The sequence below is a fragment of the Pseudomonas sp. 8Z genome (assembly GCF_902506535.1).
Classification (GTDB): Bacteria; Pseudomonadota; Gammaproteobacteria; order Pseudomonadales; family Pseudomonadaceae; genus Aquipseudomonas.
This window is the reverse complement of sequence record NZ_LR733827.1, coordinates 199,004-211,051: the sequence shown is the minus strand read 5'-3', so window position 1 is coordinate 211,051 and position 12,048 is coordinate 199,004. Positions and strand designations below refer to the sequence as shown.

10 protein-coding genes are annotated in these 12,048 nt (G+C 62.6%); 7 read left to right on the top strand and 3 right to left on the bottom strand.

Features of this window, described 5'->3' with window-relative positions:
- Positions 1–205 precede the first annotated feature (205 nt).
- From AERO9A_RS13705 to AERO9A_RS13680, 6 genes are all read left to right on the top strand, one after another.
- Positions 206–427, top strand: a complete 222-nt coding sequence (locus AERO9A_RS13705; RefSeq protein WP_159972512.1) for a hypothetical protein — start codon at positions 206–208, stop codon at positions 425–427.
- 33 nt (positions 428–460) lie between these two features.
- Positions 461–1,438 carry a tripartite tricarboxylate transporter substrate binding protein gene (locus tag AERO9A_RS13700; protein WP_159972511.1) on the top strand — a complete coding sequence of 326 codons (978 nt, stop codon included), beginning with the start codon at positions 461–463 and terminating at the stop codon, positions 1,436–1,438.
- Positions 1,439–1,500: 62 nt separating this feature from the next.
- Positions 1,501–1,944 carry a tripartite tricarboxylate transporter TctB family protein gene (locus AERO9A_RS13695; protein ID WP_159972510.1) on the top strand — a complete coding sequence of 148 codons (444 nt, stop codon included), beginning with the start codon at positions 1,501–1,503 and terminating at the stop codon, positions 1,942–1,944.
- 1 nt (position 1,945) lies between these two features.
- The gene (locus AERO9A_RS13690) at positions 1,946–3,466 is read left to right on the top strand and encodes a tripartite tricarboxylate transporter permease (RefSeq protein WP_159972509.1); all 1,521 of its coding nucleotides are present in this window, start codon (positions 1,946–1,948) and stop codon (positions 3,464–3,466) included.
- Complete coding sequence (locus AERO9A_RS13685; protein WP_159972508.1) at positions 3,450–4,472, top strand: AbrB family transcriptional regulator; 1,023 nt, start codon at positions 3,450–3,452, stop codon at positions 4,470–4,472. The genes AERO9A_RS13690 and AERO9A_RS13685 overlap by 17 nt, the downstream gene beginning before the upstream one ends.
- A 238-nt stretch (positions 4,473–4,710) precedes the next feature.
- The gene (locus tag AERO9A_RS13680) at positions 4,711–5,415 is read left to right on the top strand and encodes a 4'-phosphopantetheinyl transferase (RefSeq protein ID WP_159972507.1); all 705 of its coding nucleotides are present in this window, start codon (positions 4,711–4,713) and stop codon (positions 5,413–5,415) included.
- A 2-nt stretch (positions 5,416–5,417) separates the two neighbouring features.
- On the opposite strand, the gene AERO9A_RS13675 is transcribed toward AERO9A_RS13680, so the two are convergent.
- The 3 genes from AERO9A_RS13675 to AERO9A_RS13665 are packed head-to-tail and all read right to left on the bottom strand — an operon-like array spanning position 5,418 to position 8,331.
- Positions 5,418–7,025: an ATP-binding protein gene (locus tag AERO9A_RS13675; RefSeq protein ID WP_159972506.1), complete on the bottom strand. Its 1,608-nt coding sequence runs from the start codon at positions 7,023–7,025 to the stop codon at positions 5,418–5,420.
- Entirely contained in the window at positions 7,022–7,582 is a 561-nt protein-coding gene (locus AERO9A_RS13670; protein WP_159972505.1) for a GNAT family N-acetyltransferase, read from the bottom strand. The genes AERO9A_RS13675 and AERO9A_RS13670 overlap by 4 nt, the downstream gene beginning before the upstream one ends.
- A 23-nt stretch (positions 7,583–7,605) precedes the next feature.
- Positions 7,606–8,331 (bottom strand): winged helix-turn-helix domain-containing protein, encoded by a 726-nt coding sequence (locus tag AERO9A_RS13665; RefSeq protein WP_159972504.1) that lies wholly within the window; start codon positions 8,329–8,331, stop codon positions 7,606–7,608.
- 737 nt (positions 8,332–9,068) lie between these two features.
- On the opposite strand from AERO9A_RS13665, the gene AERO9A_RS13660 reads away from it, so the two are divergent.
- On the top strand, positions 9,069–11,975 hold the full coding sequence (locus AERO9A_RS13660) for a ribonucleoside-diphosphate reductase subunit alpha (RefSeq protein ID WP_159972503.1): 2,907 nt from the start codon (positions 9,069–9,071) through the stop codon (positions 11,973–11,975).
- The last annotated feature ends 73 nt before the right edge of the window (positions 11,976–12,048 follow it).

The following is a 12,048-nucleotide window of genomic DNA, read 5'->3' as shown; positions in this document are numbered from 1 at the left end:
TTTGAGGCGCGCAGTTTAGCGCCAGCCGCGCCACTGTGAAGCACTGAAACACCCTCGCATGACACAAGCTGAAAAACTTTCACCGCTGAAAGCCTGCTGAAAGCTTGCCTACCTAGGATCGTCAAAAGGTGGCTCGACCCACCTGCCTGAGCGTGACCGCAGTGGTGCGGCACGCAACAAGAACAAGAACCGGAGACACCACATCATGCCGCATGCCTCATGTCAGGCTCTGCCGCACGCACAAGCGCCCTACGCGGGCATCGCCTCCTTCTCGCTCATCATCGAAAACATCAGCATCAGCGTGCTCAACACGGCCGCCATCTGCTGCGATGAGACTGCGCAGCGCAAAGATTTCTCCCTCCCGGTTCAACAGCCCCGCAACATCGACGAAGACTGCATCATCGTCGGCCACATCCTGTCGATCTAGTAAACAACAACAAGCCCTACGAGGACTGACATCATGAAATCCATTTTGACCCGCGCCGCCCTGGCAACGGCCTGCCTGGCCTTCGCCGGCCAACTGCTCGCTGCCGAACCCAAGCGCCCCGAATGCATTGCCCCGGCCAAGCCCGGTGGCGGCTTCGACCTGACCTGCAAACTGGCGCAAAGCGGTCTGAAGGACACCGGCCTGCTCAAGGCACCGATGCGCGTCACCTACATGCCGGGCGGCGTCGGCGCCGTGGCCTACAACGCCGTGGTCGCCCAGCGCGCCAAGGATCCGGGCACCATCACCGCCTTCTCCTCGGGCTCTCTGCTCAACCTGGCTCAAGGCAAGTTCGGTCGTTATGACGAGAACGCCGTGCGCTGGCTGGCGGCCATCGGCACCGACTACGGCGCAATCACCGTACGCGCTGATGCCCCCTGGAAAAATCTCAACGAGCTGGTCGACACACTGAAGAAAGACCCAAGCAGCGTCGTCTTCGGTGCAGGCGCCACCATCGGCGGCCAGGACTGGATGCAAACCGCACTGATCGCCCGCGCCGCCGGCATCGATCCGAAGAACCTGCGCTATGTGGCCTTCGAAGGCGGTGGTGAGACACTGACCGCGATGCTCGGCAATCACGTCCAGGTGACCTCCAGCGGTCTCGGCGAAGTGACCCCGCAACTGGCGGCCGGCAAGGTACGCATCCTCGCCGTACTGTCCGACGAGCGTCTGCCGGGCAAGCTGGCCGATATCCCCACCGCCAAAGAGCAAGGTTTCGACATTAGCTGGCCGGTGATCCGTGGCTTCTACATGGGCCCGGAAGTACCGGACGAAACCTTCAACTGGTGGAAAGGCCAGTTCGAAGCGATGCTGGCCCGCGACGACTTCGCCACCCTGCGCGAACAGCGTGACCTGTTCCCACTGTCGCTGACCGGCGCCGAACTCGATGCCTTCGTGCACAAACAAGTGCAGGACTACAAAGCCCTGGCCGGTGAGTTCGGCCTGATCCAGTAACACTCTGCACAACCTGCGTAGGCCGACCGCCCGGTCGGCCTACGCTCCCGAGGTATCTCACCATGTACGTTCGCCTGTTCTCTGCGGTCTGGCTGCTGCTGTGCGCCTGGCTCGCTGTCGTTGCCTGGGGCTTCCAGGCTCCCTTCGCCTATGACCCGGTCGGCCCGCGCGCCTACCCGCTGCTGCTGCTCGGCCTGATGGGCGCTGGCAGTCTGTGGCTGGTGATCAAGCCCGGCATGCACGAGCAGCGTCTGGATATTCCCACCGCCCTGCGCAGCGTGCTGTGCATCGCGGCACTGCTGATCTATGCCGTGACCTTCGAACCCCTCGGTTTCGTGTTCAGTACAGCGCTGTCGACCTTCCTGCTCGGCATGCTGTTCACCGGTCGCCCCGTTCCCTGCCTGATCAGCGCCGCGCTGATGGGTGTATTGCTGTACGTGCTGTTCGATCTGCTGCTGGACGTGCCCCTGCCGCTCGGCCTGCTTGAAGCCTTCGTGGAGAGCTGAAATGGAAACCCTTAACTTCCTGATGCAGGGCTTTGGCGTTGCCACACAGCCGCAAAACCTGCTGGTGGCGCTGTTCGGCGCTTTCGTCGGCACCGTGGTCGGCCTGCTGCCGGGCCTCGGTCCAATCAACGGTGTTGCGCTGCTGCTGCCGCTGGCCTTCGCCCTCGGCCTGCCGCCGGAAACCGCCCTGATTCTACTCGCCGCCGTGTACCTGGGCTGCGAATACGGTGGCCGTATTTCCGCCATCCTGCTCAACGTGCCGGGCGACGCAGCGGCCATCATGACCACCCTCGACGGCTACCCACTGGCCCGTCAGGGCAAGGCCGGCATCGCCCTGTCGCTGTCCGCCGTAAGCTCCTTCGTCGGTAGCATGATTGCCACCTGTGGCGTAGTGTTGTTCGCCCCGTTGCTGGCGAAATGGGCGGTGGCCTTCGGCCCGGCCGAATACTTCGTGCTGATGGTCTTCGCCATCGCCTGCCTGGGCGGTATGGTCGGTGACAAACCGGTCAAGACCCTGATGTCGGCCCTGATCGGCCTGGCCCTGGCCACCGTCGGCGTGGACTCGACCACCGGCGTGTACCGCTTCACCTTCGATAGCGTCAGCCTGTCCGACGGCATCCAGTTCGTCATCGTGGTGATCGGCCTGTTCAGCGTCAGCGAAATCCTCCTGATGCTGGAAAACACCCATTCCGGCCAAGCCGCCGTAAAGGCCAGCGGTCGCCTGCTGTTCAACTTCAAGGAATTCTGCTTCGCCTTCTGGACCATGATCCGTAGCGCCCTGGCGGGCTTCGTCATCGGCACCCTGCCCGGCGCCGGTGCCACCATTGCCAGCGCCATGACCTACATGACCGAGAAGCGCATGGCCGGCGACAAGGGCCGTTTCGGCGAGGGCGACCTGCGTGGCCTGGCAGCACCGGAAGCGGCCAACAACGCCTCGGCGTGCGGCTCGCTGATCCCCATGCTGACCCTCGGCGTGCCGGGCTCCGGCACCACCGCCGTGATGATCGGCGCCCTGACCCTGTACAACATCACCCCCGGCCCGCTGCTGTTCGAACAGCAGCCCGACGTGGTGTGGGGCCTGATCGCCTCGCTGTTCATCGGCAACATCATCCTGCTGGTGATGAACATTCCGCTGGTCGGCCTGTTCTCGCGCATGCTCGCTGTGCCGAACTGGATCCTGGTGCCGGCCATCACCGCCGTCAGCCTGGTGGGCGTCTATGCCGTGCACAGCACCACCTTCGACCTGGTACTGATGGTGCTGCTGGGCATCTTCGGCTACATCCTGCGCAAGCTGGACTTCCCGCTGTCCTCGCTGATCCTCGGCTTCGTCCTGGGTGAAATGATGGAAGACAACCTGCGCCGCGCTCTGTCGATCTCCGCTGGCGAGCTGTCGATCCTCTGGAGCAGCCCGATCACCCTGGCGCTGTGGGGTCTGACCGCGCTGATGCTGGCCCTGCCGGGCATCCGCTGGATGCGTCGCCGCAAGCAGCTCAAGGCCGGGGCTAATGCCACTGCCGCGTGACCTCTGGGTAACGCCGCTGACCGGTACGGTCGGCGGCTATCTGGCCAGCCTCGCCGGCTGGCCTTTGCCGTGGATGGTGGGCTCCTTGCTGGCGGTAATCGCCATACGCTGCCTGACCAACCGCCCCTTCAGTGAACTGCCCGGTGGACGCAAGACCGGTCAATGGTTAGTGGCCAGCGGCATTGGCCTGCACTTCACCAGCGAGGTGCTGGAGCAGGTCATCAGCCACTTCCCGGTCATTCTTATCGGCGCCATCTGCACCCTGCTGCTCGGCCTGATCGGCATTGCCATCCTGCGCCGCAGCGGCGTCGACCGCGCAACCGCGTTCTTCGCCAGCATGCCTGGCGGTGCCAGTGAGATGGTCAATCTGGCCCTGCGCCACAACGCCCAGCCAGCCCGCGTCGCCGCCGCGCACAGCATGCGCCTACTGCTGGTGGTATTGCTGATCCCTGCACTGTTCACCTGGAGCCTACCGGACGTACCCGCGCCGGTACGCGCACCAGTCGACTGGGCCTGGCTCATCGGCCTACTGGCTGCTGGCGGCGTGCTGGCCCTGCTCTGGGGGCGCTTGAAACAACCCAACCCCTGGATGCTTGGCCCACTCACCGCCTGCGCTGTCGCCAGCGCCAGCTTCGATCTGCACCTGGGCCTACCTGCGGGCCTCGGCCAACTCGGCCAATGGTTGATCGGTTGCGCGCTGGGCTGTCACTTCGACCGCGCCTTCTTCCGCAGCGCACCAGCGTTTCTCGCCCGCGTCCTGCTCTTCACCCTGCTCGCCATGCTCGCCGCCGCGTTGCTCGGCGAAGGCCTGGGCTGGCTGGTCGGTGAGGATCACCTGTCGCTGATGCTGGGTATGATGCCCGGCGGCATCACCGAGCTGTGCCTGACTGCAGAAGCCTTGCAACTGTCAGTGGCACTGGTTACGGCCCTGCAGGTATTGCGGCTGTTTCTGGTGATGTTTCTCGCCGAGCCGCTATTCAAGCTTTGGTGCAAGCACCACGCTTAGCCGCCTCGCACGCGCTTTTGCCCACGCCAAAAAAAACGGCAGCCCAACCGGGCTACCGTTCTCGACCTTGGAGAAAAGCCAGTGCAAGCACCGGCACAACCTCACCTGCATTCACTAGGAATGCAGCGGCAGTGTGGCAAAGCCCCACTCAAACATCCGTTTAACTTTGTTGTGCGCCTGCAAAGAAATGTAAACGGCGGATGACTGGTCGGTTCCGCCCACGGCACAATGCCGCCCCATGACCCTTTATCACCCTGCCTGCTGCTCAGCCCTCGACGATCATGACCCACTGCCTCAACCATTGGCGGGCAGCCACCTGATCAGCACCCGCTTCGACCCCGCTCTGCTGCACAGTGAGGATTTCACTCGCTGCGCTATCGCCCCAGTGCCTGGCGTGGCCAAACGCCAAAGCGAGTACCTGGCCGGTCGGTTGTGCGCCCGCGAAGCGCTGCGGCGCCTGACAGGCCAAGCCAGCGTGCCGTCAGTCGGCAGTGACCGCGCGCCACAATGGCCGCACAGCGTGGTTGGCTCGATCACCCATGGCGATGGCTGGGCCGCCGCCCTGGTCGCGCCACAACGACAGTGGCGCGCTATTGGCCTGGATGTGGAACAACTGCTGCCCATTGAGCGGGCACTGCGCCTGCAAGCGGAGATTCTCACAGCAGCCGAACTGGAACGCCTGCGAGGCCTGGATGACGCAGCGCGTGCCCTGCGCATAAGCCTGACGTTCTCGTTCAAGGAGAGCCTGTTCAAAGCCCTCTACCCACTGACTTTGACCCGTTTCTATTTCCACGATGCCGAGCTACTGCAGTGCGAAGCTCAAGACACCCGCCTGCGCCTGCTCATCGACCTCAACCAACAATGGCAGAGCGGCGCCGAATTAAGCGGGCAGTTCGCCCTGTTCGACGGCAAAGTGCTCAGCCAAGTGGCTGTAACGGCCTAACCTCATTCACCCTGGCGACATGGCCAGACCAGGCTGAAACGCGCGCCACTCAAACGCTCACCGTGGCTAATTTGCGCACGACCGCCGTGCCAATGAATGATCCGCCGCACGATCGACAACCCCAAGCCATGCCCACCCGATGCGCGAGTGCGGCTGTCATCCAGGCGCAGGAAGGGGCTGAACAGCCGCTCCCAAGCGTCCTCCGGCACGCCTGGGCCATCGTCCTCGACATCGATACGGCAGCGTTTATAGCCAACCTGGCAACTGATCAGCACGCGGGACTCGGCATAGCGCATGGCGTTGCTGAGCAGATTCTGCAGCGCCCGATGCAAATAGCGCGGCTCGGCCTCGACCCATGAGGCGCCCTCGCCCTGCACACTGATCAACGGCCCACACTCGACCCGCACACTGGCGCGCAAAGGCGCCAGTTCGTCGATGACCTGAGCGATCAGCGCACCCAGCGCCACCGGCTGAAAACTCAGCGCCGGCGAGCCCTGCTCCAGGCGAGCGTAAGTCAGCATCTCGTCGACCAGCTTGTCGAGATCCTGAATGTCGCTGTCCATGCCATCCATGTACTTACGCCGCGCCTTGTCGCTTTCGGCATCGGCAATCATCTCCAGGCCAAAACGCAACCGCGCCACCGGCGTACGCAGCTCGTGCGACACCGCACGCACCAGCTCACGCTGCGTATTGAGAGAACTCTGCAAGTGCTCGGCCATGGCATTGAAACCACTCGCCAAACGCCCGACCGAATCCGCTCCACGCGTCGGCACGCGAGCATCCAGATTACCGCCGGCAATACGCGTGGCAGCGGCTTCCAGCCCGCGTAGGCGCTGCTCCAGAGAGCGCACCAGCAGATAGACGATCAGCCCGATCAGACTCAGGCCGACCGCACCGATCAGCACCAGTAGCTGCGGCGGATAAGGGTTCATCTGGTACAGCGGGCCAATCTCCAAGACCCAGGGCGTATCGACGATACCCGAGAACACGTAGATGGAATCACCGCCGCGCCCCAGCGCCATCACCGTGTCGCCCTCATCGACACGGCGCCGCTGGTCGGGATCCATGCGCGACTCATCCAGGCGCACTAAATGCAGGTCGAAACCGAACTGCTTATCTGCCTTGAGCTGCGCCAGGCGCTGCGGCTGCTCATCAATGGGATAACGCACCAACTCATCGATCAACAAATAGTTGGTGGCCCGCGCCAATTGCTCGCTGATCTGTTGCACCTCACCGGTCAGCAACAACTGCTGCTTACCGCCCAGCAAACTGTAGACCTTCGCCGAATGCGGCCCCGTCTGCTGCACCAGCACATTGCCACTTTTCAGGCGGCTACGCGCGCTGCTTTCCAGGGGCGCATCGGTCAGGTTCTGCAATTGCAGAGGAATACCCAACAAGCGCGACCACACCACCAGTGCCCGGCGCCGTTCCACCTCACTCATGCCCTGCAGATTGTCCGCCATCAGGCGAAAAGTGCCACGCGCCAGGCCCTCGCGGTATTGATCAGCGCGCACCTGGTTGACCACGTGCAAGGTGCCGACACCCAGCAGCGCCACCAACACCAGCGCGGCGAGCATGCCGCCGTAGATACGCAGGAAGATCGAATTCATCGCGCCTCCCGCTGTGCACGCAGCAGGCCAAAGCAGTCCAGGCTCAGATAACGTCCGTTATGCAGCTCGCACTCGCGGCGCACGCCTTCATGGGTAAAGCCCAAACGCCGCAACAACCCGCTACTGGCGCCATTGTCGGTGTCTACCACCGCCTCGATACGGTGCAGATTCATCGCCGCAAACCCGTGTGCGATCACCACCTCCAGGCTTTCGCGCATGATGCCGTTACCCCAGTGCTGCGGCAGCAACCAGTAGCCCAGCTCCGCGCGGCGATGGTCACACTCCCAGTCGTTATAACCGCAGGCACCCAGCAGCTCACCTGGCGCCTGCGGCAGACAAATGCCCCACCAGATGCCGGTGCGCTCAAGCAACTGCTCGCGATACCAGTCCATCTGCTCCTGAGTAGCCTCTAGCGTGGCGTAGGACACGCCGTAGTAGCGCGTTATCTGCGGGTGGGACAGCCCACGAAAAATCGCCTGGATATCCGTCTGGACGATTTCACGTAGCAGCAGGCGTCGCGTCGTCAAGGTGCTAAAACCAGTCAGTGGGCTACTCATCTGGCGAGTCGGGTTCGGCCTATTCACAGCAGCCCTTCGGCAGCCTCCCTGACGAACAGGTAACCCTTGCTGCGCACCGTCTTGATCAACCGTGGGTGCATTGGGTCATCACCGATTTTCGGGCGGATACGCGAAATGCGGACATCGATGGAGCGATCCTGGCCGTCGTACTCAATGCCGCGCAAGGCATTGAAGATTTCCTCACGCGAGAGGATGCGCCCAGCATTGACCGCCAGCAGCCAGAGCAAGTCGAACTCGGCGCTGGTCAGCTCGATACCCTGCTCGCCCAGCCAGGCCTCGCGCATGGCGCTGTCGATAGCCAACGGGCCGAACTGCAGACGCCGTGGCGCCCCTTCATCACGCTCGCCGTCAGCGCCTTCGCGACGCCTGAGCAACGCACGGATACGCGCCAGCAGCACGCGCGGGCGTACCGGCTTGCACACGTAGTCATCGGCGCCCATCTCCAGACCCAGTACCTGATCCATGTCATCGGTACGCGCGGTCAGCATCAGGATCGGCCCCTTGTAACCACTGCGCACCTTGCGGCAAATGCTCAGGCCATCCTCGCCCGGCAGCATCAGATCAAGAATCACCAAATCCGGCTGCTCAGCCAGAATGCGCGACGCCGCTAGTGCTCCGTCGGCCTCGATGGCCACACGCAAGCCGTTGCCCTCCAGGTACTCCTGAGTTAACTGCGCCAGACGCTGATCATCCTCGACGATGAGGACTTGCCACGCTTCTTGCTCCACAACTCACCTCATCCACATCGCGAACGCCAGCCATTCTAGGGGCTGCGCTCACCTTAGCGCGAGCAGCAAAACCCGGCGGTCGGCTGTAAGCACGGCACATGCCAACATCACTACATATAGTGGTAGTCTGTGCGCCAGCGAACAGCCGCAAGAACTCCCCCCACAGCCCCCAATAATGCGCGACGAACGGTCATACCCGGTCAGAGCCAGAGATCACGCGGGCTCCCCTGCTGTCACGCACAAGCCACTCACACGTTATCCACAGGTTGTCCAATTCCGAGTGCCTTGCATTGCCTCACACAGCGCACTATCTTGTATCCCCATTACGCAGCACCCACCAGATGTTGGGTTCCAGCCAGAAACCGGATACAAAAACAACGCATCGCGCAAGACCTTTTCACAAGGTTTTCCGACAATCCGAATGACAGATTCATACATGCCTAGGCCTAGCCTGGGCTACAGCCGCACAGCCCCTACACAAGGCATGTGCGAGCAGGTCAGGCGGCGAGTCAGCTCGCTAGCCGACCACTATATGTAGTAGGCGGGGTGCACGCGCCCCGTTTTGACTTTTGCGCCAGGACGGCACCTGAAGTCGCGCCCTGACTGCCCGCTTTTGCAACACCCCGTACCCAGCCTCACTGCTGTGTGCGAATGAGTTGTTTAAGGAATGAACGGCGGACAAGGCACGGTTTCCAACCGTGGCGTCCAACCCAAAATTACAGAACACGGAGATCTCCATGCATACCGACACCTCTCGCGAGAACCCGCAGGCCCAGGCGCCGCAGGCCGACGATTCGGTGCAGAATCTGTCTGCCACCGCCCCTGGCCAACTGCGCGTGATCAAGCGCAACGGCACCGTCGTCCCCTACACCGATGACAAAATCACCGTCGCCATCACCAAGGCGTTCCTCGCAGTAGAAGGCGGCACCGCTGCCGCCTCGTCGCGTATCCATGACACCGTCGCGCGCTTGACCGAACAAGTCACCGCCACCTTCAAGCGCCGCATGCCGTCCGGCGGCACCATCCACATCGAAGAAATTCAGGACCAGGTCGAACTGGCCCTGATGCGCGCCGGCGAGCAAAAAGTCGCCCGCGACTACGTGATCTACCGCGAAGCCCAGGCCAGCAAGCGCAAGGCCAGCGCCGACAGCGAAATCGCCCAGCCGCACCCGAGCATCCGCATCACCACCGCTGGCGGCGACCTGCAGCCGCTGGACATGGGCCGCCTGCAGACCATCATCAAGGAGGCCTGCGAAGGCCTGGCCGAGGTCGACGGCTCGCTGATTGAGCGTGAAACCCTGAAGAACCTGTACGACGGCGTAGCCGAGAAGGACGTCAACACCGCCCTGGTGATGACCGCCCGTACCCTGGTCGAGCGCGAGCCGAACTACAGCTACGTCACCGCCCGTCTGCTGATGGACAACATCCGCGCCGAGGCCCTGACCTTCCTCAATATCACTGGCAGCGCCACTCACCACGAGATGGCCGACCTCTACGCCAAGGCCCTGCCGGCCTATGTCGAAGCCGGCGCGCAGTTCGAGCTGCTCGACCCGAAACTCAAAGAATACGACCTGGAGAAGCTGGGCAAGGCGCTGGTTCATGAGCGTGACCAGCAGTTCACCTACCTGGGCCTGCAGACCCTGTACGACCGCTACTTCATCCACAAGGACGGCATCCGCTTCGAACTGCCGCAGGTCTTCTTCATGCGCGTGGCCATGGGCCTGGCCATCGAAGAGCCGAAGAACCGCGAAGACCGCGCCATCGAGTTCTACAACCTGCTGTCCTCGTTCGACTACATGGCGTCGACCCCGACCCTGTTCAACGCCGGCACCCTGCGCCCGCAGTTGTCCTCGTGCTACCTGACCACCGTGCCGGACGATCTGTCGGGCATCTACGGCGCCATCCACGACAACGCCATGCTGAGCAAATTCGCTGGCGGTCTGGGCAACGACTGGACGCCGGTGCGCGCGCTGGGCTCCTACATCAAGGGCACCAACGGCAAATCCCAGGGCGTCGTGCCCTTCCTCAAAGTGGTCAACGACACCGCTGTTGCAGTCAACCAGGGCGGCAAGCGCAAGGGCGCGGTCTGCGCCTACCTGGAAACCTGGCACATGGACATCGAGGAATTCCTCGAACTGCGCAAGAACACCGGTGATGATCGCCGTCGTACCCACGACATGAACACCGCCAACTGGATCCCTGACCTGTTCATGAAGCGCGTCTTCGAAGACGGCAAATGGACTCTGTTCAGCCCGAGCGAAGTACCGGATCTGCACGACCTGACCGGCAAGGCCTTCGAAGAGCGTTACGAGTACTACGAAGCCCTGATCGAGTACGGCAAGATCAAGCTGTACAAGACCATCCAGGCCAAAGACCTGTGGCGCAAAATGCTCTCGATGCTGTTCGAGACCGGCCACCCATGGCTGACCTTCAAGGATCCGTGCAACCTGCGCAGCCCGCAGCAGCACGTCGGTGTCGTGCACAGCTCCAACCTGTGCACCGAAATCACCCTGAACACCAACAAGGACGAGATCGCCGTCTGCAACCTGGGTTCGGTCAACCTGGTCAACCACATCAATGACGGCAAGCTCGACGTGGCCAAACTCGGTCGCACCGTGAAAACCGCTGTACGCATGCTCGATAACGTCATCGACATCAACTACTACAGCGTGCCGCAAGCGCGTAACTCCAACCTCAAGCACCGTCCGGTCGGCCTCGGCCTGATGGGCTTCCAGGACGCCCTGTACCTGCAGCACATCGCCTACGGCTCCGACGCCGCCGTCGAGTTCGCCGACAAGTCGATGGAAGCCATCAGCTACTACGCCATCCAGGCTTCCTGTGACCTGGCCGACGAGCGCGGCAGCTACAGCACCTTCGAAGGTTCGCTGTGGAGCAAGGGCATCCTGCCGCTGGACTCGCAGCAACTGCTGATCGAAGCCCGTGGCCAGAAGTACATCGACGTCGACCTGTCCGAAACGCTGGACTGGGCGCCGATCCGCGAGCGCGTGAAAAAAGGCATTCGTAACTCGAACATCATGGCCATCGCGCCGACCGCGACCATCTCCAACATCATTGGCGTGTCGCAGTCCATCGAGCCGACCTACCAGAACCTGTACGTGAAATCGAACCTCTCCGGCGAATTCACCGTGATCAACCCCTACCTGGTACGCGACCTCAAGAACCGCGGCCTGTGGGATCCGGTCATGGTCAACGACCTGAAGTACTACGACGGCTCCGTGCAGCAGATCGAGCGCATCCCGCAGGATCTGAAAGACCTGTACGCCACCGCCTTCGAAGTGGAAACCAAGTGGATCGTCGACGCCGCCAGCCGTCGCCAGAAGTGGATCGACCAGGCGCAGTCGCTGAACCTGTACATCGCCGGCGCCTCGGGCAAGAAGCTCGACGTGACCTACCGCATGGCCTGGTACCGTGGCCTGAAAACCACCTACTACCTCCGTGCCCTGGCCGCCACCAGCACCGAGAAGTCCACCATCAACACCGGCAAGCTCAACGCTGTTTCCGCCGGTGGTGACGAAGGCTTCTCAGCCAAGGCCCAGGCCCCTGCCCAGCAGGCTGCCCCGGCCCCGGCGCCAGTACCGAAAGCCTGCGCCATCGACGAACCCGACTGCGAAGCGTGCCAATAAGCGCGCGTATCTGAGCGGCGCCCGCGTCGTTGCCCGGTAGGCCGGCCCCCATCACGTACTGAAGTACGCTCAG

Coding starts and splice junctions, on each gene's coding strand:
- AERO9A_RS13695 (WP_159972510.1), top strand. CDS start 1,501: ATGTACGTTCGCCTGTTCTCTGCGGTCTGGCTGCTGCTGTGCGCCTGG.
- AERO9A_RS13705 (WP_159972512.1), top strand. CDS start 206: ATGCCGCATGCCTCATGTCAGGCTCTGCCGCACGCACAAGCGCCCTAC.
- AERO9A_RS13675 (WP_159972506.1), bottom strand. CDS start 7,025: ATGAATTCGATCTTCCTGCGTATCTACGGCGGCATGCTCGCCGCGCTG.
- AERO9A_RS13660 (WP_159972503.1), top strand. CDS start 9,069: ATGCATACCGACACCTCTCGCGAGAACCCGCAGGCCCAGGCGCCGCAG.
- AERO9A_RS13680 (WP_159972507.1), top strand. CDS start 4,711: ATGACCCTTTATCACCCTGCCTGCTGCTCAGCCCTCGACGATCATGAC.
- AERO9A_RS13690 (WP_159972509.1), top strand. CDS start 1,946: ATGGAAACCCTTAACTTCCTGATGCAGGGCTTTGGCGTTGCCACACAG.
- AERO9A_RS13685 (WP_159972508.1), top strand. CDS start 3,450: ATGCCACTGCCGCGTGACCTCTGGGTAACGCCGCTGACCGGTACGGTC.
- AERO9A_RS13700 (WP_159972511.1), top strand. CDS start 461: ATGAAATCCATTTTGACCCGCGCCGCCCTGGCAACGGCCTGCCTGGCC.
- AERO9A_RS13670 (WP_159972505.1), bottom strand. CDS start 7,582: ATGAGTAGCCCACTGACTGGTTTTAGCACCTTGACGACGCGACGCCTG.